Genomic DNA, 24592 nt, shown 5'->3' with positions numbered 1-24592 from the left:
AGCGCCTGTCGGATTTTATCCTCAGCTCTCTCGAATCTGGCATGCCAAAAGCACCATCTTAACCATGTCATTTGTCGATGCAGGAAATCCTTTTATCCGTCTCTTTCTCGAACTGTGCCTGCATTCCTTTCGAGATTTGTTTCAAATATCGAATACGCATAGATATATGGAATCAGTCTAGGATGGGCGTTACGGTTACGGCAGAGAGGCGGAAATCGCGGGCTAGATAAGGTAGTTCTCATCAACGAAATTCTTTACCGACAACTTTGGCGCTGGCCATGCCGTCATTCGATCAGTAGGGAAGGGACGCAAAAAAGCCCTCGCCACTTCAGGATCGCGGCACCCTAACCAATCATCGTAGGCGTCTTCCGGCACAATAACGAGTGAGCGCTTTTCCTCACCCGGTTTATGGAAACGGCGCAACAATGGTGTTGCCGCTGACCGAAAACTGACCCACCCAGACGTCAACCGAAGTAAAAGTGATAAAAAAACGAAGTAAAAGTGCAAACAAATTGAGGGACTGTTAAAAATGTGGGGGTAATTGCCTCTAATCCTGATGAGCAGAGTGTTCGGGTGTTGGAATGGGGGGTGAGTAAGCAACTCTGGGGAGAGCAGCATGAAGATCGTCGTTCGGGCTGAGCTGGTGACGGATTGGGGCGAAACCACAATAATCGAAGTGGCGCGATTTGACCGCCCTGTCCAGTTACTTGACCCAGAGTCGATTGGATTATCACTTGCCGACGGCAAGCAATTGCTCTCCGGGTTACAGCAAGTAGTGATTCCGGCGCAAGCGGATGAGTACTGCGAAATACGACGCGTGTGCAGTCATTGTCAACGACAGACGCAACTGAAGGACTACCGACGACTCAAGATCGATACCGTATTCGGTACAGTCAGCGTTCTTAGCCCGAGACTCATGTCGTGTCCCTGCGAACGGTTGTGTCGCATTAAGGAAAAAAGCTGAAGTGAAGCCGTGGATGGTCTGCCCGCCCCTATGCTGGACGGCCTGATCCAACGAGTGCATAAAATTGTTGCGCTGCTGTTATTTTCTGGAAGCCCCTGTGCATTAGTTGTCCTTTGCGTATCATGTGCATGGTCTCAATACCAGCAAGTATGATTTTAGCAGCCCGAAAAGATTTGAATCCCATCATCGGTTTGGTGATGCGTTTAACGGCGCGATGATCTTGTTCAACGATGTTGTTGAGATACTTTACCTGGCGCACGATGATGGCATTTCCATGGCTGATGTTGATCGTATCAATGCCTGCTTTATTGGCACCGCTCTTGTCCATCACCACTTTTTCAGGAATGCCATTGTCAAGCATGGTTTTGCGAAAGAAGCGCATAGCGGCTTGCTTATCGCGCTTTGTTGTCAATAGAGAATCAACAGTTTGACCGTCTTTGTCTACCGCACGATACAGATATTTCCAGTTACCTTTGACCTTTATATAGGTCTCATCCATACGCCAGCTAGTCCCCACCGGACGCTTCACTTTGCGAAACTTTTTCTCAAATAACGGCAATAGTTTGAGCGCCCACCGATGCACTGTCGAATGATCCACTTCGATGCCGCGCTCAGCCATCATCTGTTCCAGTTGGCGCAGGCTCAATGGATACGCAATATACCAACGCACGCACATCAACATTATTTCCAACGGATAATGCAATCGTTTCAATGCCGTTGTCATTTCAGGAATCAGCTCGTCATTAGATATTACAGATAGGTTCATTGCAGATATTTGTCGTCTGTCAAAACACAAATTCTAAACTAGTGACGTTATTGCGACAAAACTCTTCTTCCCGCTCGGCGCATCCTGATCGGAAACCTTCGCTTCCTGTCCCAAGTTGTCACGGAAGATCGTGATGTCAATGTCTTCGGAAAATCGAAAAATCAGACTGAAGGCCTTGGAGAGCGAAGTAACGCCCTTGAATAACAGACGAGGTCCACCACAACCTCCAGACCATGGAACGGCGCATCTAATGTCCAGTAAGACCCAAAAATCCTTTTCGACGTTCTGGACCGCAGTACCAAGGCGGGCTGTAGCGGTGAAAAACTAGTCTCTCCGATCGGCATCGCTAGCGGTGATAACGATATGGAATGCTGGATTCAACGGACCTCCACGTGTTTGGCCAAGCGGGGACGTAAAGCTGATGGCTTTTCGGTAGCGGTCAATGCGGCCTGCGTGTCACATCCAGAAAGTTCAAGGACCAAATTTTGCATTCGCGCCGGTTACACGCTGAAGTCATCAAGCAGATCCTGGCGGATCGCGGCACCGTGTACAGGGTCGGCCAGCAATTTCGTCAGCTTGCTCAGGATAGGACCGCGCTACGAAGTCAATGTGTCTTTCATCCAGTGCAGCGCCTGTACGATGCGCATAGCTGACCTCCCCGTCTAACAGAGACGGCTGGGTGTCGTTTGCTTGTACTCGATGGTGCGCTTGTCTAATTGAATTGCGCGGCGGCGGGTGTCGGTGTGAGTGGTGATGCGAGCCGGCACCGCGTAAGTCAGACCAAGGTCATTGGCAGCGGTCTTAACGTCTACCAATAGGCGAAGTTGATCCCTGCGGGCAATGGCTTCAATAAGCGCTCGGTAGTCGGGGATTGTCGGGCGTTTAGTCAAACTGTTGAGCTTGGGCCTGTCATATAGGTGCCTGCCGAAGCGAGGCAACTGATTCGCCTGCACCATGCGCTGAAGGATCTTGTCGATGGCATCACGACTGCCAAAATGTGCAAAGTGGGTTGGTACCAAAAGTTGTCCGGGTTCAGCCGCTTCAATTAGGGCAGACATAATATTTCAAAACGGTTAGGCTCATATTTGACGCCATTTTGAAGCAAGCCTCGACTACAATCAGTGTTTTCGATACTTTACTTACCCGCCATGCCTGATGCTGCGTCTATTCGATTGTGCTTTGAAAAGAAGTTCCATACATCCGACACTACTTGGTTTTTATGGCTGCGGGCCGTCAACCGCGGCAACAAGCAGAATATCCTTATGGGTGTCGCCATCGCCGCAGGGGCTTAAATGACCAGCTTCACCAGACTACTTTCAATATTGGAACTCTTTTCAGGCGAGAAGCCGTTTTTGTCGGCAGAGGACGTTGCCCTCGAGTTGGACTGTTCCGCGCCAACGGCTTATCGCTACGTGCGCGAACTGCTCGAAGCTGGTTTGCTGGTTCGCTTCTCTGGCGGGCAGTATGGTTTGGGACCACGTATCATCAGACTCGACTATCATCTGCGTATATCTGATCCGCTTCTTGCCGTCGGACAGCCGATCATGCGAGAGTTGAGCGAGCATTCTGGCTTTGATGTCGTGATGTCACGCTGGTACGGACACGAACTTGTGGATACGCACCGCGAGACGCGCGATACAGCGCTTGCGTTGCGATATGGTCGAGGAAGACCGCGGCCGCTTTTTCGCGGTGCGGCGGCCAAGGCCATACTTTCGACGTTCCCTAAAGCCAAGCTGGCAGTGCTATTCGAATCGCACAGTGAAGAAATATTACAGAGCGGGTTGGGCACAACATTGGAGGAATTCCGCTCGTTGTTGATGCGCATCCGGCGCGCCGGTTTTTATCTGTCATGGGGAGAACTGGAGGCTGAAGTGTCAGCTATCGCGGCACCGCTCTTCATGGACGACTCCGGCGAAGCTGTAGGGGCGCTCGCGTTGATTATTCCGACGCCGCGCATAGAGTTCTTAAATCTCGAACGTCTTGTTGAGTCCATTCAGGATGCGGCTGCGCGTACGTCGCAGCGTACGCGAGCAGTCGTCGAGGCTTGAGTCCTTCCGCGCAGGCCGCGTGCGCCTGCCTGGTGGATTCCGATCGTTAGGTGGCGACGCCCATCCGTATCGTCATCTCCCTTTCCCATTCGCTTCGTGGCCGAAACCCGGGCAAGGCTTGCGCATGCTGTTCTACAAACGCCATCAGTTTGTCATTTGGCAGGTCGAAATCGATCGCAATCCGCATCGGCTGATCGACGTACCAGGGGGTGTCAATGAACAACTCCAGACGATTTCCCTCTGGATCCGGAGCATAGAAGGAAATCGCATTGCCGTGCGTAATTGGCATGATCTCACCTATCCCTTCGGACACGAAGCGCTGATGAAACCCCTTCAGTGTTTCCAAACTGTCTGCCTCCAGCGAAATTTGATTAATTGGGTTAAATGCGAGTTGCTCAGGCCTACCGCTGGCTAGAACGATTTGATGATGTACTGCCGGATTTCTGCTCAGAAATACGAGTTGTACATTTCCCCGCTCTGTTTGAAGCGACCCTCGGTCGGTTACCGTGAACTCAAGTACACGCGTATAAAAATCCTCCATACATGCCATGTCGTTCACATAGAAGCCCATGTGACTTAAGGACAATCCGCGACGCATTGTTTTCGATGGTGCCATTAGTGCCTCCATTTTATTTGATAAAAAATCAAAGAAAAACGTATTGATTTACGTTTGTTTTATAGTATATTATCAAATAAAGATAAAAACACTATTTTATTTACACTCTCAATCATGTACCCCCACACTTTTTCCGCCAAGGAACGCTATGAAACTCGTCAGCTTTATCACGCAAGAAGGAACTTCATTCGGACTCGTTAAAGATCAGGCTGTATTCGATCTCGGCAAGCGTCTGAGCCAGCGCTATCCTGACCTGAAGGCGCTGATTGCCGCTGATGCCTTGCATGAAGCCGAAGCCGCTGCCCGCGATTCGGCAGCTGACTATCTGCTCTCTGATATCACTCTCTTGCCCGTCATTCCGAATCCGGGCCAGATATTCTGCGTGGGTTTGAACTATGCGGATCATGTGAAGGAAACAAACCGTGAGACCACAGAGAACCCAGTGATTTTCATGCGCGTGCCCGCGTCTCAGGTTGGTCATGCTCAACCCATGCTCTGTCCCGCCGAGTCGCATGAATTCGATTTTGAAGGTGAGATTGCCATCGTCATCGGCCGTGGTGGGCGTCGGATAGCACCATCCGACGCATGGAATCACATTGCCGGATATGCGTGCTACAACGACGGATCTGTGCGCGACTGGCAACGACATACGGGGCAATGGGGCCCTGGTAAGAATTTTTATCGCACGGGTGCATTCGGACCGTGGATGGTGACGGCCGATGAAATTCTTCCAGATACCACTATGACCCTTATTACGCGTTTGAATGGACAGGAAGTGCAGCGGACCACGACGCCGATGCTGATTCATGGGATTGCTAAACTCATCGCTTACCTCTCGACGTTCACACCACTTGAGGCTGGAGATGTCATCGTCACCGGCACCCCTGGTGGTGTGGGCGCAAAGCGTAATCCTCCGCTATTCATGAAAGAGGGCGATGTCGTCGAGGTAGAGGTCGATTTGATCGGTACCCTTCGCAATTCAATCGCTGTCGAGGCGTGATACGCGACTTATCTAAGATATACGCGATGCGGCGGGGGTTGGCAGCATCGCCCCGCCGCCGAGGGTTACTGCTCCGCATTGTTGGTGCAACCAGATATTACGGACCTGACCCACGGGACAATTAATCACGCATCACAGGCGAAAATGAAGGTGCTCACGATCGCGAACGCGCTAATACACGACTGGGTCGTATCGATCAAGACCGCAACTGTACTTGCGTGGCCAGAGCGCCAAATATATGGAATCGCACACGATACTGTACCTTTAGCATTGCTGCTCGAACAAGCCCTATATGCATGGCAGATCATCGAAACATAACTGGGAGTCATGACGGCAGCGACTGACTCGTCGATCAGAATACCGCAATAAAACGCCCAAAAATACGGGCGAAAACCAAGCCCAAAAAAAAGGGCAATATGGAGGAGAATTTAATGACTTACCCGACCAACAGCACTGCGCTTGTTTCGTCGTCAGAGGCACCCGGCGTGCCTGAAGCGTTCGCGCCAGAACACGCTCCTATATCACCGGAACTTGTCGTCCGAAAAGTGTCGCGACGACTGACCTGGTTTCTTTTCATCTTGTTCGTGTTTTCTTTTCTGGACCGGATCAATATCGGTTTTGCCGGCGTTGCCATGTCCAAGGATTTGCACTTGACAGGGGTTGCTTTCGGACTTGCATCGACCATTTTCTATATTGCGTACGTGCTAGGAGGCGTACCGAGCAATGCGATGCTAATGAGGGTAGGACCGCGGCGCTGGATGGCGGTCTTAATGATATGTTGGGGTATCGCATCCACATGCACGATGTTTGCACGTGATCCCACGACCCTGTATGTGATACGCGCGTTCGTGGGCGTGACAGAAGCGGGCTTCATGCCAGGAATGCTCTATTACCTGAGCTGCTGGTTTCCAAGCAGCCACCGTGCCCGCGCAAGCTCACTTTTCATGGTGGCCATGCCGATTACTGCCATGCTTGGCTCTCTTTCGTCAGGTTACCTCCTTAACCTCGATGGATTGATGGGGCTGGCGGGCTGGCAATGGCTGTTCGCCTTGGAGGGGTTACCGTCGGTCATACTTGGTATCGTGGTTTTCAAATATCTTGATGACAAGCCAGCCCATGCGACATGGCTATCGGCAGCCGAAAAAAAATGGCTCATCGACACGCTTGCACAGGAAAAAACGCTCGCACTAAGTGCTACCGTGTACTCGGGAGTGAGCATCGTGCGTCAGGTCCTCAATCTCAAAATAATCAAGTTTGCCACGGTTTACTTCTGCCTTGTCACGACTATGGGCATGGTAAATATCTGGGGGCCACAAATCCTGGCAGCATTTAATGCCGGAGCCGGCAACGTTCGGATGGGCGTTCTGGCCGCCGTACCTCAACTCGTCACCGTTGTGGCCATGATATGGCTGGGCTCGCATTCGGACCGCATGCGAGAGCGTACATGGCACGTCTTCTTTCCGATCTGCTGTGCTGCGGTTGGCTGGGTCATGACAGCTTATGCCGGTGAGCCGCTTGTCCGGCTGGCTGGCCTTTGCTTGGCTTCCGCCGGAGGCTTCAGCGCTTCCGCCATTCTCTGGACGTCGCCCGATCAGATGCTGCCGGACAACGTGAAAGCTATCGGGATCGCGGTCATTAGTGCGCTGGGAAATGTCGCTACTGCGCTCAGTTCGTACATTGTCGGTGCACTCAAGGACGTGACACACAGCTTTTCGAGTGGGTTGCTCTACGCAGCAGCAATTCTTGTTATTGGCGCGTTTGTCGTTCTTACGATCCCAGAAATGCGGCGGAGCAATTTAGCGGGAAATTGATCGCATTCGCGCTAACCGCCCATTCGTTTCCACCAAAATACTATAACGATAAAAATTTATGAAATCAACTATTGTAATCGCTTGCGTAGCAACGGCCATGATGCTTTGTGCGTCGGTGCGGGCACAAAGCAGTGTGACTTTGTATGGCCTGATCTCTGACGGGGTGGGGTGGGTCAACAACGAGGGTGGTGCGAAAAATGTAAAGATGATCAGCGGATCAAACCAGAACAATCGCCTCGGTTTCAAGATGACAGAGGATATTGGTAATGGCGACTTTGCCATCGCACAACTCGAAAATGGGTTTGACATAACGACCGGCAAGCTTGGACAGGGCGGACGCCTGTTCGGCAGACAAGCTTTCGTGGGACTGAGCAGTCATTCGCTTGGCACCGTCACGTTAGGGCGTCAATATGACATGTTCTGGGATTATTTAACGCCACTGGATGCGGCAATCGCAGCCTCGGGTCTCGCCGCACATCCGGGCGATGCCGATAACCTGATGGGTAGCTGGCGCTATAACAACGCTATCAAGTACGTGAGTCCAACCTTCAATGGCATGAATATGGAGGCTTTGTATGCGTTTGGAGATGCGGCGGGTACGTTCGCATTAAACCGCGCATTCAGTGCCGGTGCCGGGTACGGGGCGGGTCCGCTAAAGCTCGCGGCAGCGTATGTTGAATTGGACCGTCCGGGCGCGGCAAATCCAACCGGTGCAGTGACGGACGACTATTCCGGAGCGCCGTTCCTGTTGTTTCATCAGAGTCCTATAAACGGTGCTGCCGGCGTGGAAAGACAGCGCAATTACGGCGTGGGCGGTTCCTACGACTTTGGCCACGGCCTGAAGTGGAGCCTGCTGGGAGATTTGATTCAGCTCTCCTATATCGACCATACGAACCTGCAACTAACCAACTACGACACTTCGCTCACCTACTATTTGACCTCGGCGTTGATGTTCGGGGCGTCGTACACGTACACGCATGGAAAATATGGTGGTCTGGACGCAAATCCACACTGGCATACCGCAATGCTGAGCGTCGACTATTTCTTGTCGAAAACAACGGATGTGTATTTGTTCGATGTCGTTCAACGCGTTGCTGGGCCCCATGCTGTCGCTGACATCTATTTGAACGCGCCGTCGACCGGTCGCAGCCAGAACCTTCTTCTAGCCGGCATCCGGCATCGTTTCTAGCCTGGTCCAAGATCCAGCGGTGCAATAAATTGGTCCGGCTGGCGTACACGCCTGACCGGACTATTCACGTAATTGTATAGGGAATTACCATGAGCAACCGACTTCCACCGTTCCACATTGCGAGTGCCACACCAGAACAGCAAGCCGTACTGCAGGAAATAATTTCTGGACGGGGCAACCTGAACGGCCCATTCCTGAGCTGGATTCACAGTCCAACATTAGCGCAGCACGCGCAACGCCTCGGTGCATTTTGTCGCTACAACACAGGTTTGCCACTACGTCTTTCCGAGCTGGCTATTTTGGTTACTGCGGCGCGATGGAAGTCGCAGGCAGAGTGGCACATCCATTATCCGATTGCACTCGAAGCAGGCATTCCAGCCATTACGGCAGAGGCCATTCGCACGGGTGCCGCGCCGACGTTCGAGAGTGCAGATGACGCACTGATTGTCGCATTCGCGACCGAACTTTACGAGACCAGGCGCGTCTCGGATGTCACCTTCAATCAGACGGTGGCGCGCTTCGGTCACACGGTGACCGTTAATCTGGTGGGCCTGCTCGGCTACTACGCGCTCGTCGCGATGACGTTGAACGTATTTTGCATGAGGGCAGAAGGTCAAAACAATCTTCCGTTTAGCGAATAACACGAGGTTCAAAGGGCTTTACGTTACGTCAAACGGAAATGCGATTCTGATCCATCCACATCACCTCGGGCCTTTCGCGTTCGAAGGCATCGTTGGTGGGGACATGGCGTCGATTTGTGCATGAATGGGGTATGCGGGACATATTCGTTCTTTCAATAAATTTTAAGCAGGAAAATTATGATGATGCATAAAAAAATCACTGAATTACCAACCGAGTCGACCATCTATGACGTGGTCATCGTTGGTTGCGGTCCCGCCGGGGCGGCGCTAGCCAATCTTTTGGGCGCATATGGCCTGACAGTCCGCGTCCTGGACCGCAATGTGGGCGTGCTGCCGATTCCGCGGGCGGTGCACATCGACGGCGAGACCATGCGAATTTTCCAGTCCATGGGGCTGGCCTCGCGTGTAATGCCCATCATGCGACCCGGCGGCGGCATGCACTGGGTCAATGCCGAAGGCGCCACACTACTCGTGCGCGCTGGCGTGGAGGGGCTCGGTGTACATGGTTGGCACAACGATTATTACTTTCACCAACCGGAGCTGGAAACAATACTGCGCGAGGGCTTGGCGCGCTTTTCAAAGGTCAGCTTGCAGGAGGGCGTCGTGCTGCGTACTCTGCGCCAGGATGCCGACGGGGTGGAGCTGGACCTCGTGGCGACGGACGGTGGCGCGCCGAATACGTTGCGCGCGCGTTATGTCGTGGGTTGCGATGGCGCACGTTCTACGGTACGGCAATGGGTGGGCGGCGAGGACTTTGACGATCTGGGCGAACATCAAGCCTGGCTGGTGGTAGATGCAGTGCTGAACCGGCCACTCGATCTGCCCGAGCATTCGGTGCAGCACTGCGATCCAACGCGGCCGTCTACTTCTATCTATGTAAGCCCATTGCGGCGGCGTTGGGAATTGATGCTGCTGCCGGGCGAAGATCCCAAGGCTATGACCGAGCCTGAGATGGTATGGAATTTGCTGAAATCCTGGGTCAAGCCATCACAGGGCACGCTCGAGCGTGCCGCGACCTATATGTTTCACTCGCTTGTGGCACGGTGTTGGCAGAATGAACGTGTGCTGCTGGCAGGTGATGCGGTCCACCAGACCCCACCCTTCCTCGGCCAGGGCTTGTGCGCCGCGATGCGCGATATCGCCAATCTGGGCTGGAAGCTGGCCTATGCTCTGCAGAAACCTACTCAGGGCGCAGCAGTGCTGGGCACCTATGGGCCGGAGCGCATCCCCCATGCGCACGCGTTCGTGGCTTTGGCAGTCGAGGTGGGCAGAGTGATTCAGATCACGGATACAGTAGCCGCAGCCGAGCGGGACGCACGGCTCTCGACGCAGGCGACGACCTTTACCTTTCCAACGCCCACGCTGGGACCCGGCTTGCACCGCGCTACGCTGGACCGCGCTGCAGTGGGCAAAGTGGCGCCTCAGTTCGAGGCGCCGGATGGACGCTGGTCAGACGACATCGCGGGATCTCACTACTCTGTGTTGCTGGACGCAAAACTTGCGGCCGCCCTGGATGTCAGCATGCGGTCACGTTTTGATGCGCTGGGCATTTTGGTCCTGCAGGATCTGGGCGAACGGGCCTGTCATTGGTTGGGCGAGCAGGGTGCTAGCGCAGCCATTATGCGGCCCGATCATTATGTGTTCGACCTGTGCACCTCGATTACTGAATTGGCGGCCTCACTCGATGCGTTGGAAAGCTGGATCGGGCGCACGCCAGAATCAACAAGATCACTCTCGACTGAGAGTTGCATGGGGTAGAGACAAGGCCTTCGCACCCGCCCTTACCGTCATTATTTTATTTATATACCTGAAAGATCAACCATGAAACTTGCCAGCCTCAAGACCGAGAGCCGCGACGGCTCTCTGATTATTGTTTCGCGTGACCTGGAATATGCTGTGCATGCCAGCCACATTTCTCCGACTTTGCGGGAGGCCCTGGAAAATTGGCGTGTCCTTCAGCCTCGGTTGCAAGAGTTGTCTGACCAGCTTAATGCTGGAAAAGCTGCGGACACTTTTGCGTTTGATTCCAGCAAAGTCGAGTCGCCGCTGCCCCGTACCTTCCAGTGGTGCGATGGGTCGGCTTACTTACATCATGCCGAACTTGTGCGCAAGGCCCGCAATGCTAAGATGCCGCAGCAACTCTACACCGATCCCATGCTTTATCAGGGCGCTTCTGATTCATTCATCGGCCCGCGTGACCCCATCTTCGTGTCCGATGCCAGTTGGGGAATCGACCTTGAGGCTGAAGTCGCGATCGTGACCGACGATGTACCGATGGGTGTCACGGTCGAGGACGCCGCAAAGCACATCAAACTCATCATGATCCTCAACGATGTGAGTCTGCGCAACTTGATCCCGGCTGAACTGGCCAAAGGTTTTGGATTTTTTGTCTCCAAGCCTTCCACAGCGTTCTCCCCTGTGGCAATCACGCCAGACGAGCTGGGAGCAGCATGGGATGGCCGCAAGATATCTCTGCCGCTAATAAGTCATGTTAATGGTCAATTGCTGGGAGCTCCTGACGCCGGGACGGATTGTTACTTTGATTTCCCACGCCTGATATCGCATGCGGCGACTTCACGCGAGCTACGCGCTGGCACCATCATTGGTTCTGGCACGATATCGAACCGTGATACGTCGCTTGGCTCGGCCTGTTTGCAAGAAAAACGCATGTTGGAAAAGATTGCCACAGGGGAGATGAAGACCCCGTTCCTGCAATTTGGCGATACTGTGCGTATAGAAATGCTGAATGTGGAGGGTAAATCGATCTTTGGTGCCATCGATCAAATGGTTGTGCAATACACCAATATTAACCCCGGGTGTTGACACCGCAACCCCCGCCGGTGGTCAATTTTTATTCGGCGTCAACAATGGGCAGACAGAGCCGCGTGTGAGGATAGGGGGAAAGTTCCTGTTCCTCAGCACCGCCCATCCGATCCAGTCGCAGAGCAGAACTGTTAATTTCACTTGAAGTGGCAGCGCGCGTCCCGATCTTGATTGACTCTAAATAAATTGGCCTTAACTGGGGAAGTAAATCCGGTTAGGCAAACAAAGATGCCGGACTTGATCTGTCGTTAAAATGGAGAACGCTTTTTATAAAGGTGCATCAGGTGGTTGTATTGACTCGGCCTCAAGTGCGGCACAGATATCCAGCGCCGCGTCCTGCAACTCCGGCAAGAACTTGCGCTCGGCATCTCCCTGGCTGACCGCGCGTCTCAGGTACACCACGTTCAGGCTGCCCCGCACAATACCGTGGGCAAACACAGGGACCGCTAGCGCACCGATCTTCGCCTGCGCCGCCCAGTCGCCGTCATTGCTGCCATATCCTTCCTCGCGCACCCGTTTGATCAACGCGCAGACCAGCGCCGTGTTTCTCGCAATAGTCTGCTGTTCTTCGCCGCCGGCCCCGGCGCGCAGCAGTTCCAGGATTTGCTCCCTCTCCGCTTCGGCGCAGTGCGTAAAGTAAGACCTGCCAGCCGCAGTCAACAACATAGGCAAGCGCCGCCCAACCATCGCACGGTGAAATGAAAGTGGACTGAATCGATGCGTGGTTTCGCGGATGATCATGGCGTCGCCGTCCGGCGTGGTGAGGTCCGACGGCCACGTAATGCGTTGCAGCAAGCGCCCCATGATGGGGGGTGCCACGGTTGCGATTCGCTCGGCATCGGTAAAGCCTTCGCTCAGCGCGCGTACCGACAACGTCAGGCGGAAGCTGTCGTCGGAGCGGCTCCTGCGCACGTATCCTTCTTCCATCAGCGTCTCAAGCCTTTGGACCTGGCACGCCGAACATCTTGATGCCGATCCCGAGGGTCGAAAGAAGATCAGAGTCAGTTGGTGCGACGTCGCTGGAAAAGCGTACCCATGCCTTGAGACTCTTGTGACCGAACACGCCCACCTTCAACTCGGAAGGAATCGACGCGACCATTTCAAAATGACCGCTGGCGACCCCATGCAGCTTGCGAAATACGGCGCGCCTGGCACAACCCGGATCGATTCTAATATGCTTACTTTGCGCTACATCGACGAACAGTTCAGTTAAGCGTTCGGCGGTCTGGTCAGGCTGGGTAAAACAAGCTGGAGCCGTATCGTTCGGTTTGCTCATGTGTATTTTCCAGTAACGGTGGGTGAAGTTGATGAAGTCAATTAACGCGGCGCGACGGCAGCGAAAATGAAAGGGTAATCGGTGTTGTGTTGATTAAAGGTCGTATATCGAAGAGTCATTAAACGTCGATTCAGCTTTGCGTCAGAACTGCGAGCAGATCCTTTCCGAAGATGAGGTATTCCTTTCCAAAGGTCTCTGGCATATTAAAAGTGCATCCTGTCAGATTGATGGCATGGATTTGACTTCGACCCAAGCGTCAGGAATCGCATCCCCACGCAGCGTAGATTGGAGCGCAAGCATTTGCACCTGATCCGAAAGCGTGTCTGCCACCCGAGGGTTATGTTATTCAATCGGCTATTTTAGTCAACTAAACTCCAAATAATTATAGTTCTACTACGCTGTGTATATAAATGTAAGTATCGTTACGGTAACAATGTCGTTGCATCTTTGAATTTTTACGTCAGGGTGCTGTGCAAGAATCCCAGGGTGGCGGTAGCTGTGTGTAATGAGATGTCTTTAGAGGGGGATATCCGAAATACCAGCACGCTTGCAGGCACTTACGTTTTTGAAGGGGATAGTATTCCGCACATACGGGCGTCCGCTTGTCGTCAACCGAAGTAAAGTTGATAAAAATGAAGTAAAAATGCAAACAGATTGACACTCTGTCGCTTTTTAAAACTCACTCCTTTTAAAAAAAAATAGTTACGGCGCTGTGCGAAGTAATTATGCAAAAGAGTTGATGGTGCAGTTTTATTTCTTTTTAGATAAGTTAATGTAGGTACTCGGACGGATGCGCAAGCGCCATCGATTCTGTTCTAAAACATCCACATCGAGCAAATCAATACACGCCAGCCAGTCGCACCATGACGCTTCCAGCGTCACTTCAAATGCAGATAAATCAGTTTCGTCAAACTCAGTAACTGGTCGTACAGCCGCCTACTCAGCAATGCCATAGAAGGGCAGACCATGACTGCGAGGCAGCAAGTAAGGGTTGGTAGACCCTTGCCACGTCATACGCCAATATAAAAACGCCAGTATCCGTGGCGTCGGTGCCAGTACGCCTGTTTCGCCCTTGAGTAAGCGCCGATACCAGCAGCGCGACTGTGGATGACACTTCCGCCAGTACCGTCGCGCGTATGCCAATAGCAAGCCTCCAGTAATTGATGCGGTGCTTCAGCCGACCACCCAGAAAAATCTCATTGAAAGATCCAACCGCAACCTGGACAGTTGCGGCTGCGATTATTGTAAATACTTCTTCACTAACTCACACCAGAATCCACTTCCCGTCAAAATATTTTCATCATTAAAGTCATAACCCGGATTGTGTACCATGCATGATCCCTCACCAGCGCCGTTACCGATCAACAAATAACTTCCGGGGCAATGTTCCAGCATGTAGGCGAAGTCTTCGCTGCTGGTCAGGGGAGTACCGTGCAGAGTTACGCGATCGACGCCAAGGAGATTGATGGCGACCTCTCGTGCAAAATCCGTTTCTTTCGGCGTATTTACTAATACCGGGTAATCACGCCGGTACGAGATATCGGCCCGCACCTTGTAGCTCTCCACTTGCCCGACCACGATCTCGTGAATGCGCTGCTCAAGCAGCTTACGGACATCGCGATCCAGTGCACGTACGCTGAGTTCCAGTACGACCTTGTCGGGAATCACGTTGTTGGCTTTCCCTCCGCAAATTGCGCCGACAGTGATCACCGCCGTCTTCAAGGGATCGACGTTACGCGATACCACCGTTTGCAGAGCCAGTACGATGCTGGCCGCTGCGACTATGCTATCGCTGGCCCGGTGAGGCATCGCACCATGTCCTCCTGTCCCATGTAAAGTAATCGTGACGTCGTCGGACGACGCCATCGCGGGTCCATCAATGAATACGAGGCGGCCCTGTTCAATACCAGGCATGTTGTGCATCGCATATATGGCATCGCAAGGGAAACGTTCGAACAACCCCTCCTGGATCATCAATCTGGCCCCGCCGGGGTGCTCTTCTGCAGGCTGGAAAATGAGGTTCAAGGTGCCATTAAAGCAGTCGTGCTCTGCCAGATAACGGGCCGCCGCCAGAAGCGTAGCCGTATGTCCATCATGTCCGCATGCATGCATGACGCCCTTGATCCTGCTAGCGTATGCCAGCCCGGTTTGTTCAACAATGGGCAGGGCGTCCATGTCTGCACGCAGGCCGAGGCGACGAGCGCCTTTGCCGCGACGCAGCTGGCCGACCACTCCTGTCTCGGCCAAACCGGTGGTCACGCTGTACCCCCAGGACGCGAGCAGACTGGCAACCAGAGCCGAAGTACGTTGTTCTTGCAGCCCGAGTTCCGGGTGAGAATGTATATCGCGCCGAAGGGCGATAAATTCTTCCATCGTCGACGAAAGAGTATCTGGAAAAATTTTCATATATAAATAAACGCGTGAGAAATTAAAGCTTGAAATAATGTGTGATACCTGAAAGTGTCATTTCGACCGCAATGGCCGCCAAAAGAAGGCCCATGAGTTTTTCGAAACCGCTTATTACCGATTCGCCCAGGAAACGATCCAATACGTCGGCCGCCATCAGCACGGCTGCTGACGCAGCCATTGCACAAACAAGGGCCGCGCTCCATTCAAGTACACGCTCCGGTTGTCGGGATGCGAGCACAAGCACGGTCGCCAGGGCTGATGGTCCGGCAATGAGAGGAATTGCTAATGGGAAGATAAACGGTGCGCGTCTGCCGAGGTCGCCGAATACGCCAGCCACCGGGGGGAACACCATGCGAATCGCTACCATAAACAAAATGACGCCGCCCGCGACTTCGAGAGATGGTTCGGAGAGATGTATGAGTTCAAGAAAGCCCTTTCCGAAGTGTAGAAAAATCATGAGCGTGGCGAGGGCAATCAACGATTCCACGGCGATAATGCGCGGTCGGCGGGAAGGCTCTATCGGACGTAATACCGTGATCACCACGGGCAGGTTCCCTAGCGGATCCAAAACCAGCAACAAAAGAATGAAGGCGGAAGAGAAGGTATGAATCATGATGGTGGATGATCAAGTTAAGCAGTGCGGATGACGGTGAGGCCGGCGCGCATGCCGATGTCCACGTCGGGATTCGGGAACACGATGTATTCGGGTGTGCTGCCACAGCGGATCTCCGCTCCCTCATCCTCAGCGAGTAGCGAATCTGGAGCGAAGCGGGTGAAATTAGGCAGGTCGCGGCTAAACGCCAGTTGGAAAGACGGCGTTGCCTTAATCATTTCCTGCGCGACTTTAAATTGCGCGATACTGACAGTCGGTGTGTCTCGGACACCAATTGGATTGGCGGTTAGCAACTGCTGCAATACGCGGGACATGTCGTCGAAGCAGCGATCTTCATAGGCTCCCAGTGGACCAACTTTTCCAAGTTCGACGGTGGCGCTCGCCGTCTTAAAGCGGGCTGCCGTGTATGCGCTGAAAGTCGACGCTGGCCTGTCGTTGAATATCGCTGCGCCGATGCCGCCTTCCTGAAGCAAATCCGTTAGCGCGTTCCTCTTTAATCCAGAAACGGCGGTTGGTATAACGGCAAATGCTGGGAAGAGCGAGTCACGGATCGCACTATGCAGGTCGAGATGCCACTTGTCATTGTGATTAGGCTCAAAAAACTGGTGTGTGGCCTTCATGATCTCGGTGGCCCGACGAAGTTCCCAGCTTTCACAGCGCGGCGGCCCGTCAGTGTGAAACAGGCGGTTAAGGTCTACGTTCAGATACCGCTTGTTCTGGGCAATGGCCGCCAGATTGCCGACGACGACCATAAGGTCGACTTGCAACCGAGCCGCATCCGTGGACAGCGCTATCAGCAGCGCATCCAGCAAGGCGATGGGGCCGGTTTCATTGCCATGAATTCCTACCGAAATCAAAACCTGCGATCGACAAGCCAACGAGCGTGGTTGCACCCTCAGTATCCCGCTGGCTAATTGGTGAGTGATGAATCCTTGTGAGGTAAAGGCATGTGCCAACGGGGTCATGTCGCCACCGGACAAGGCCTGCAACGACGGAGAAATAGTTGTATGGATCATTCGGATCGCATTCTCTCGAACGATAAACCCGGGGACAACTGCGGCGGCAGTTCGAGAGTGATGCTTTCCATTGATGCGACAGGGTAAGCGCAGTAATCTGCGGCGTAATAGGCGCTCGGCCTGTGGTTTCCCGAGTGACCAACGCCACCGAATGGCGCAGCACTCGAAGCGCCGGTGGTTGGTCGGTTCCAATTGACTACACCTGCACGTACCTGGACGCCAAACTGCGCCCAATGGGCTTCGCTATCGCTCAGCAAACCGGCCGCCAAACCGTAATCCGTCGCGTTGGCTGCGTCAATGGCGTCCTCGAAACTTGAAACTCGACTGACTTGCAGCAGAGGTCCGAACCATTCTTCGTCAGGAATGCCGCGCGCTGCGGTTACATCGACGATGCCGGGACTAACGAAACCCGTGCCCTCCTGCAGCGAACGCATGGTCAAGAGCGAACGGCCTCCGGCGCGGACCAGATTTTCCTGTGCCTCCAACAAGGCGGTGGCGATGTGGCTCGATACCACGGGACCCATAAAAGGCACCGGCGAGGCGTCGAAACGACCAATACGAATCTGGCTTGTTACTTCCACCAGCCGTTCCAACAACGCGTTGCCTTTCGAGGTTGCCGGAACAATGAGGCGGCGCGCACAAGTGCAGCGCTGGCCTGCACTAACGAAGGCCGATAACACGATATGATGCACAGCTGCGTCAACATTCTCGATGTCCCATGCGACAAGGGGATTGTTGCCACCCATTTCCAGAGCGAGTAACATGGAAGGCCGCCCTGCGAATTGCTGATGGAGAAGACGACCGGTACGCCAGCTGCCGGTGAACAAGATGCCATCAAGTTCCATGTTCGCCGCCAATGCTGCGCCTGTTTCACGACCACCATTGATCAAGTTCATAACACCCGCGGGCAAGCCGGCTTCTATCCATAACTCGAGCGTGCGGATCGCAGTCTGCGGTGCATATTCGCTGGGCTTGAAGACGATGGTATTTCCCGCCAAAAGTGCTGGGACGATATGACCATTCGGCAGATGGCCAGGAAAATTGTATGGCCCAAATACCGCCATGACCCCGTGTGGGCGATGACGCACGACGAATTGCGCATCGCCCGCTATTGCAGTCGATTCGCCGGTGCGCGCCCGATACGCCTTTGCGGAAACTTCGATCTTCGCGGCCATCGTCGCCACCTCAGCGCGCGCTTCCCATAAGGGCTTCCCTACTTCCAGGCTGATCAGACCGGCCAGTTCCACCGTGTGCTGTTCCAGAAGATCGCGAAAGCGCTGACAGATGGCGAGACGCTCATCAGGACTTGTGAGCGCCCATGCCTTGAACGCCTTACGCGCCGCCGAGCACGCTTCGTCGACCTCACTTTGGGTCGCAGCGGCCCCACTCCAGCAAGGCAATCCTGTTGATGGATCGAACACAGGTAGCGTTAAGCCCGATCCAACTTTCCATTTTCCATTGATATAGTGGTTATGCATGACATTCCTTTCCTTGATTTTGGGCCGGTGCCAGATCTTCCAAAACCGCGCGCAGCCGAGCTACGGCTTCTTCGATGTCGCTGTCCGTAACGACAAGCGCCGGCAACAGGCGAACCACGTCAGGCCCGGCTATAAGCAGCAGCAGCCCGCGTTCAAGGGCCGCGTCGGTGAGGCGTTTGGCCTTGCCACGCCAGTCGCTCGCAAGCAGCAGGCCGCGCATTAAGCCTGTTCCCCGGACGCAGGAAAGAACGTGGGGAAAGTCGCGAACCAGACTTTGTAGCGCCGATTCCAACCGTACAGAAGCCTGCTCGACCCTGGTAAGAAATGAGCGAGTGTTCACAGTCTGGAGCACCCGCAGCGCGACCGCTGCCGCCAACGGGTTGCCGCCATATGTGGTCCCATGTGCACCGACGCCGAATGCCGATGCAATGGTGGCAGTCGTCAACATGGCGCCGATTGGATAACCGTTGCCGAGCGCCTTTGCGCTGGTCAGGATATCCGGAATAACGCCATATGACATGTAGGCGAACAGCTTCCCGGTACGCCCGATGCCGCACTGGACTTCGTCGAAGATCAGCAACGCGCCGGTGCGGTCGCACAACTCGCGCAACGCTACAAGATAATCCCGGTCTGCAGGCAAGACGCCGCCTTCGCCTTGTATCGGCTCGACCACGACTGCGCAAACATCGTCACCGATCGCATCCCGTGCGGCAGCGATATCGTTGTAGGGAATATGGGTCAGTTCCGATGGCAGGGGTCCGAACCCCTCAGTGTATTTCGGCTGGCCGCCTACCGACACCGTGAACAGGGTTCTGCCGTGAAAGGAATTTACGCAGGAAACGATACGTGATTTTGTAGAGCCATGACATTGGTGTGCGTACCTGCGCGCGAGCTTGAACGCGGCTTCGTTGGCTTCAGCGCCGGAATTGCAGAAAAAAACACGTTCAGCGAAAGTTGCTTCGGTCAGGGCAGCGGCAAGGCGCAACACGGGTTCATTGGTAAAGCCATTGCCGACATGCCATAACCTGCCTGCCTGCTCTATCAGGGCTTCCAGGATTGCCGGATGCGCATGTCCCAGGCTCGTGACGCCAATGCCGGACGTAAAGTCCAGGTAGCGAGAGTCTTTCTGGTCCCACACCACAAGACCGGAGCCGCGAACCGGAATCATTCGACTCGGCGAATAAGTCGGCACCATCACTTCATCGAAATCTCCCCGTCCGACGTCCGGCGCGGCAGGCCGCTCATATTGGTTGGCAATGTTTGGTAAAACGGTATGCATGAAATGCTCCATAAGGTTACTCAGCAGTGAGCGACGGCCGGCGCGAGCCGAGTAGTGCCGCGCATCCCTGCCTGGGAATCGGGATAAGACGGATTCAGTGCGACGACAGCGACCTTGTCGCCAGGGCCGACGCCTAGCGCGGCGGCTTCGCTTACCGTCAGGCAGATCGCGCCATTGGCGGCGCAGCCGTGTGTGACGATGGCAACAAAGGTCTCCGGGTTCGTACTGGAGACCAACAGGCTACGGTCTGAACGATGCTCGGCAATCACGACGTCGAGGCAGACGGCTTCACGCCGCATACGTAAATTTGAAGTTTCGGACGTGATCTGCGGTCCGCCATCGAAGATATCGATGTAACCGCCATAGCTAAGGCCTTCTTGTTCCAGCAGACGGCGGGCTGGCCGTGTCTCCGGATGCACTTCGCCTATCACCGTACGCGCCGACGGCGGCAGCAGGTTGGTATAAATAGGATAGCGCGGCATGAGCTCCGGGATGAATGTCTTGACTCCCTCGCTAGTTAGCGCATCTGCAATGGCAAACTCAACGTCGAAGAATTGTCGTGCGAATTCTTCCCAAAACGGCGATTTGCCGCGCGCATCCTGGTAGCCACGCATTTCCGCCATTACCCGTGACGGAAACCGATCCGGAAACAGCGTCATGAACAGCAGGCGGCTCTTCGACAGCAACCTGCCATTGAAGCCGTTGCGCGACTCGGGAAGTAGAAAAAGTGAGCACAATTCAGCCGCACCGGTCATGTCGTTGGACATATCCATGGTCTGGAAACTTTTGATCACGCCTAGTTGGGCAGACGCGTGTACCATCGTGCTGAGCCGAAAGCTATAGAACGGCTGGTCCAGCCCAATGAAGGATTTGATGCCGGACAGCCCAACCGTTTTGCCGAGCGCGAGGTCCTCCAGCACAAATACGTATTCTTGAAGCTCCTTCGGCGCCACACCGCGCATGGTCTGCGCCACGTTGTCCAGCCTCGCCTCGATAGCGGCACGATTCGGTTTAAGGGTCGTCATTCCTTCCCCCGCATGCAGCGCCATCTGAAAAATGGCCGCCATATCGTCGGGCCGTGCCAGCCGAAGCAACAGGGATGGGGCAGGATCGCATCCTTCGAACCTGGTTGGCGATGGCAACTTGTTATTGGGCGTTAAGGTCTTCATTTATAAGCCCGCGGCATGTTGGCAGCACGTTCGATGATTTCGCCAGCGGCCAGACATATATCTTCTCGGAATGCACGCGACACCAGCTGCACCCCGACCGGGGTCGTACCACATAAACCGGTCGGCACGCTCAGGCCCGGAAGGTTGAGCGCCGCGATCGCCTTGAGCGGCAATTGCGCGGCCAGGATCCGGCCCATTTCTTCAGGCCCGCGCTGGTCCAGGCCCCAGGCAAACGGGAGGTCGCAGGAGGTCGGCATCAGAAGCAGCGGGAACTGCTCGAGGAACTGGTTCCAATCACGGCGAAGGGCATCGCGCTGGGCCAACGACCTGATGTACTCCTTCAGCCCCGTCGCCGGATCATGGTAATGCAACATGTCTCGTAGTGCCTGTACCGCATCGGCGTCGGCCATCGCCTCGACGGCATCTGCGAATTCGACGCGAATTTCGGTCATCGCGATCCCCATCCACAGATCGAATGCCTCCCGCATGCGAGGCGGTGCCACCCGCACTACAGTGTAGCCCGCATCTTCCAGCCATCCTGCAGCCTGCTGCAGTGCGGCCAGGACCGCGGGGGCGATAGGCACACCTTCGATCTCGTCAACGAGGGCCACTATGGGTGCCATGCCAAGAGGCGGCCCCTCCAGCGGAACTGGCACCCATACGGGATCCCGAACGTCTCGGGTCGCCATGGCTGCAAGACTGAGGCGCACATCGTGGACCGTGCGTGCGATCGGACCTTGTACCGCAAAATGTTGGGCGGCGAAGGTGCGCAGGTTGCCAGATGTGGGCGTGAATGATGGCAGCCTCCCGGCCGTCGGCCTCAGGCCAACCACGCCGCATGCATAGGCCGGATAGCGCACCGACCCTGCCAGATCGTTACCGTGCGCAATCGGGCACATGCCGGCCGCCACGGCGGAAGCCGCACCGCCGCTCGATCCGCCCGGCGTGATGTTGTCGTCCCATGGGTTGAGCGTACGGCCATGCAACGCGTTGTCGGTAAACCAGCGCAACGAAAAGGCTGGCGTATTACTGCGACCAATGATTACCGCACCAGCGGCTAACAGGTTGTCGACTACTGGACTATTTGATGTCGCAATCTGCTCGCGCTTTGCCACCACGCCGTGTGTCGTCGCTTGTCCGGCGACGTCGATATTTACCTTTACGGTAATTGGTACGCCATGCAGTGCGCCCATCTTTTCTCCGCGGCTGCGTGCAGCGTCGGCAGCATCGGCATGACTGAGCGCAGTGTCGGTATGTACATGCGTCAGCGCATTCAGGCGAGGATTGGTTTGTTCAATGCGCGACAGACAGCTTTCAACGGCTTCGCGACTGGATATATCCCCTCGAGCGATTGCCGCGGCCATGTCGGCCGCATTCCATTGCCAGATTGGGGAAGATGTCGTGTTATGGGGCGCAGTTGACGCTGGTAAATCCGAGGCGACTGCAAATGGGGAATGCATGGTGGATCCTTTGAATGGATGCGCCTTCCCGCCGAGATGCTGACCGGAAGGCGCAAAGAAAGTTTAGAACATGTGTTTTATGCCGACGCGGGTGACAACCTGGCTGGCGTTAGATGAAGGTGCGGTTAATGCGATGGAAGCTACCGTTGCCGCGCCGGATGCGCGCTGATAGGCGCCGTCGATATAGATATCCGTACGTTTAGACAATGAGCGTGTCAGTCCGAGGTTCAAGGTGCGCCACCGTGAACGTTCGAAATGATCTTCTGATATCTGACCTAATAAGAGCAACTGTGGCAACAGCCTGACTTCTCCGCCGATGCGTAACACATGATCGGTCGAAGTCTGCTTGCCGAGAGCGAGGCGGGTATCGGTGTAAATCACCGCCAACCGCCCGTTGCCCAAGGAATATGCCGAGGCAAGCGCCATGATGCGTTGGTTGTCAGCGATTAAGATTGGATTGGTCGCTACCGGGCGCCCAAGCACGCTCGTTGTTCCCAACAGACCCGCAAAGATAGCGGCGCCATTGATATCCGTGGTAATGGCGGTAACCTTCAACGGCCCATTCTCATATTCCGTACTGAAACTTAAGGCGCGGCCACGGTTCGTGCTGCCGGCATCGACACTTCCCAATGCATACATGCCGTTGAAGCGGAAGCGCCCGATTGCGCGGCTCTGATACCGGACGGAATTATTTAAGCGCTGTCCAGAAAGTCTGTCCAGGTCGGCGTTCTGCACCGAAAACAGGCCACAGGCCCAACATGGCAGATAGCCGAGCATGCCAATCATCATGTCATATTGTCGGCCAAACGTGAGCTGGCCTTTGTCATCGCTACTCAGTCCGACATAGGCTTGCTTGCCAAAAATGAGGCCACCTTGGCCCAGCGCGCCGTTATTTACCGAAAAACCGGTTTCAAGCTTGAATATGGCGCGATTACCGTTACCAAGGTCTTCTACGCCGTTAAAACCGAGGGCATTGGAGCGGTTCAAACCGTCTTGCAACCAGGTATTGCTGTGTCCGTTATAGTTATTTACATGGGTGATGCCGTTATCGATGCTTCCATAGATTGTTACCTGCGCTTGGGCCGGGACAGCGAAATAAACGATGGACAGCATTGCTGCGATGCTGGTCCGTAGGAGCGTGACAAGTTTCATGGATAGTCTCTTTTGGTGTAATGAAATCGTGGGACGAACGTTCCCCTCCGTGATGCAGCACGGTAATGATTCTGCCGGATCGGAGTGAGTTAGGCGGAGCGGGCTTGTGGAATAGCTGGCGTCGTACCAGTACGCGCCAGCATCAGTACGGCTGTTGCACCGATCAGCACGCTGAACTGCAGATAATAGGCGGGAGCCATTTTATCGCCGGTCACCTTGGTCAACCATGCGTTGGTCAACGGTGCTAAGCCTCCAAATAGCATGACGCCCAGGTTGTAGACTACCGAGATGCCGGTGGAACGCACCTGCACCGGAAAAGCACTCGCCATGGCCAAGGGAGTCGGACCCCAGAAGAAACTCATGATGCAGCAGCTAATCGCCTCGTAACGAAAGAGCGCCGTCGCATCAGGGGCTGTGACCAGATCAGAAAGCAGAGGGTAGACCGTAAGGCCGAACACGACCACCGCCGGTAGCATGACGCTCCGGGTGCCCAAACGATCCGCCAGCCACCCTGCAAACGGGCATAGCACCAGCAGGCACATTGCACCGATCATTAGCGCAAGCAAAGCGTCGGTGGAGGAGATTCCCAGCTGCGCAGCCGCCGACAGCGGTATATAGATGAGGACGACGTACGACGAGGCGGTGCCGATGACGACCAAGCCAAACGACGACCATAGTTGACGAGGATATTGACGCAACACGGCGATCAACGAAAGACGCGGGGCCTGCGCACGATTTCGCAAGAATGTAACGAACTCGGGGGACTCATCAACCCGGGAGCGGATGTAATGGCCGACTGGTCCGATCAATGCACCAAGCAGGAAAGGGAAGATTGTGTCACTCGCGCCTGAAGTGCTGTAAGGAGTCGAGATGGATAAGATT

General features: G+C 54.7%; 23 protein-coding genes and 1 pseudogene. 8 read left to right on the top strand and 16 right to left on the bottom strand.

All coding sequences use genetic code 11. The features are described 5' to 3' along the window. Positions 1–222: 222 nt before the first annotated feature. Complete coding sequence (locus tag ACVBEF_RS04535; RefSeq protein ID WP_447122757.1) at positions 223–426, bottom strand: hypothetical protein; 204 nt, start codon at positions 424–426, stop codon at positions 223–225. A 190-nt stretch (positions 427–616) separates the two neighbouring features. On the opposite strand from ACVBEF_RS04535, the gene ACVBEF_RS04530 reads away from it, so the two are divergent. Further along, the gene (locus ACVBEF_RS04530; protein WP_447122756.1) at positions 617–964 is read left to right on the top strand and encodes a hypothetical protein; all 348 of its coding nucleotides are present in this window, start codon (positions 617–619) and stop codon (positions 962–964) included. Positions 965–992: 28 nt separating this feature from the next. Here the strand turns inward: ACVBEF_RS04530 and ACVBEF_RS04525 are convergent, their stop codons facing one another. The 3 genes from ACVBEF_RS04525 to ACVBEF_RS04515 form a co-directional block, all read right to left on the bottom strand. Further along, complete coding sequence (locus tag ACVBEF_RS04525; RefSeq protein WP_447122789.1) at positions 993–1688, bottom strand: IS6 family transposase; 696 nt, start codon at positions 1686–1688, stop codon at positions 993–995. Between the two features lie 75 nt (positions 1689–1763). Continuing rightward, positions 1764–1937 carry a nucleotidyl transferase AbiEii/AbiGii toxin family protein gene (locus ACVBEF_RS04520; RefSeq protein WP_447122788.1) on the bottom strand — a complete coding sequence of 58 codons (174 nt, stop codon included), beginning with the start codon at positions 1935–1937 and terminating at the stop codon, positions 1764–1766. 455 nt (positions 1938–2392) lie between these two features. Further along, positions 2393–2788, bottom strand: coding sequence for a DUF6088 family protein (locus ACVBEF_RS04515; RefSeq protein ID WP_447122755.1), 396 nt, complete (start codon positions 2786–2788; stop codon positions 2393–2395). Positions 2789–3022: 234 nt separating this feature from the next. Between ACVBEF_RS04515 and ACVBEF_RS04510 the strand changes: the two genes are divergently transcribed. Next, the gene (locus tag ACVBEF_RS04510; RefSeq protein ID WP_447122754.1) at positions 3023–3778 is read left to right on the top strand and encodes an IclR family transcriptional regulator; all 756 of its coding nucleotides are present in this window, start codon (positions 3023–3025) and stop codon (positions 3776–3778) included. A 46-nt stretch (positions 3779–3824) separates the two neighbouring features. Here the strand turns inward: ACVBEF_RS04510 and ACVBEF_RS04505 are convergent, their stop codons facing one another. Beyond that, positions 3825–4394 (bottom strand): VOC family protein, encoded by a 570-nt coding sequence (locus ACVBEF_RS04505; RefSeq protein ID WP_447122753.1) that lies wholly within the window; start codon positions 4392–4394, stop codon positions 3825–3827. 148 nt (positions 4395–4542) lie between these two features. Here ACVBEF_RS04505 and ACVBEF_RS04500 point away from each other — a divergent pair, with 148 nt between their 5' ends. The 6 genes from ACVBEF_RS04500 to ACVBEF_RS04475 all read left to right on the top strand — a co-directional run bounded on the left by ACVBEF_RS04500 (position 4543) and on the right by ACVBEF_RS04475 (position 11858). Further along, positions 4543–5394 (top strand): fumarylacetoacetate hydrolase family protein, encoded by an 852-nt coding sequence (locus ACVBEF_RS04500; RefSeq protein ID WP_447122752.1) that lies wholly within the window; start codon positions 4543–4545, stop codon positions 5392–5394. 431 nt (positions 5395–5825) lie between these two features. Then, entirely contained in the window at positions 5826–7205 is a 1380-nt protein-coding gene (locus ACVBEF_RS04495; RefSeq protein ID WP_447122751.1) for an MFS transporter, read from the top strand. Between the two features lie 58 nt (positions 7206–7263). Then, the gene (locus tag ACVBEF_RS04490) at positions 7264–8394 is read left to right on the top strand and encodes a porin (protein WP_447122750.1); all 1131 of its coding nucleotides are present in this window, start codon (positions 7264–7266) and stop codon (positions 8392–8394) included. Positions 8395–8483: 89 nt separating this feature from the next. Then, positions 8484–9035 (top strand): carboxymuconolactone decarboxylase family protein, encoded by a 552-nt coding sequence (locus ACVBEF_RS04485; protein WP_447122749.1) that lies wholly within the window; start codon positions 8484–8486, stop codon positions 9033–9035. Positions 9036–9212: 177 nt separating this feature from the next. Continuing rightward, positions 9213–10793: a bifunctional 3-(3-hydroxy-phenyl)propionate/3-hydroxycinnamic acid hydroxylase MhpA gene (mhpA, locus tag ACVBEF_RS04480; RefSeq protein WP_447122748.1), complete on the top strand. Its 1581-nt coding sequence runs from the start codon at positions 9213–9215 to the stop codon at positions 10791–10793. 63 nt (positions 10794–10856) lie between these two features. Next, a complete protein-coding gene (locus tag ACVBEF_RS04475; RefSeq protein ID WP_447122747.1) occupies positions 10857–11858 on the top strand; it encodes a fumarylacetoacetate hydrolase family protein in 1002 nt (333 codons plus the stop codon). 267 nt (positions 11859–12125) lie between these two features. Here ACVBEF_RS04475 and ACVBEF_RS04470 read toward each other — a convergent pair. The 11 genes and pseudogenes from ACVBEF_RS04470 to ACVBEF_RS04420 all read right to left on the bottom strand — a co-directional run. Then, positions 12126–12797: pseudogene (locus ACVBEF_RS04470) on the bottom strand (DNA-binding transcriptional regulator); the annotation flags it as partial. After that, a complete protein-coding gene (locus tag ACVBEF_RS04465) occupies positions 12793–13134 on the bottom strand; it encodes a hypothetical protein (RefSeq protein WP_447122746.1) in 342 nt (113 codons plus the stop codon). The pseudogene ACVBEF_RS04470 and the gene ACVBEF_RS04465, both read right to left, overlap by 5 nt. A 1239-nt stretch (positions 13135–14373) precedes the next feature. After that, on the bottom strand, positions 14374–15540 hold the full coding sequence (locus ACVBEF_RS04460; protein ID WP_447122745.1) for a M20 aminoacylase family protein: 1167 nt from the start codon (positions 15538–15540) through the stop codon (positions 14374–14376). Between the two features lie 22 nt (positions 15541–15562). After that, a complete protein-coding gene (locus ACVBEF_RS04455; protein WP_447122744.1) occupies positions 15563–16156 on the bottom strand; it encodes a MarC family protein in 594 nt (197 codons plus the stop codon). A gap of 17 nt (positions 16157–16173) precedes the next feature. Next, the gene (locus tag ACVBEF_RS04450; RefSeq protein WP_447122743.1) at positions 16174–17172 is read right to left on the bottom strand and encodes a succinylglutamate desuccinylase; all 999 of its coding nucleotides are present in this window, start codon (positions 17170–17172) and stop codon (positions 16174–16176) included. Further along, a complete protein-coding gene (gene astD, locus ACVBEF_RS04445) occupies positions 17169–18650 on the bottom strand; it encodes a succinylglutamate-semialdehyde dehydrogenase (protein WP_447122742.1) in 1482 nt (493 codons plus the stop codon). The genes ACVBEF_RS04450 and astD overlap by 4 nt, the downstream gene beginning before the upstream one ends. Beyond that, positions 18643–19929 carry an acetylornithine/succinyldiaminopimelate transaminase gene (locus tag ACVBEF_RS04440; protein ID WP_447122741.1) on the bottom strand — a complete coding sequence of 429 codons (1287 nt, stop codon included), beginning with the start codon at positions 19927–19929 and terminating at the stop codon, positions 18643–18645. The genes astD and ACVBEF_RS04440 overlap by 8 nt, the downstream gene beginning before the upstream one ends. A 20-nt stretch (positions 19930–19949) precedes the next feature. Continuing rightward, positions 19950–21098 carry an arginine N-succinyltransferase gene (locus ACVBEF_RS04435; protein ID WP_447122740.1) on the bottom strand — a complete coding sequence of 383 codons (1149 nt, stop codon included), beginning with the start codon at positions 21096–21098 and terminating at the stop codon, positions 19950–19952. Then, positions 21095–22558, bottom strand: coding sequence for an amidase family protein (locus ACVBEF_RS04430; RefSeq protein WP_447122739.1), 1464 nt, complete (start codon positions 22556–22558; stop codon positions 21095–21097). The genes ACVBEF_RS04435 and ACVBEF_RS04430 overlap by 4 nt, the downstream gene beginning before the upstream one ends. Before the next feature lie 63 nt (positions 22559–22621). Beyond that, on the bottom strand, positions 22622–23710 hold the full coding sequence (locus ACVBEF_RS04425; protein ID WP_447122738.1) for a porin: 1089 nt from the start codon (positions 23708–23710) through the stop codon (positions 22622–22624). 89 nt (positions 23711–23799) lie between these two features. Further along, positions 23800–24592, bottom strand: a 793-nt coding sequence (locus tag ACVBEF_RS04420) for an MFS transporter (RefSeq protein ID WP_447122737.1), incomplete at its 5' end; no start/stop codon positions are given.

This window comes from Glaciimonas sp. GG7 (assembly GCF_052976905.1).
Note: the sequence above shows the minus strand (reverse complement) of the source record. Positions and strands in the feature narration are given on the sequence as shown.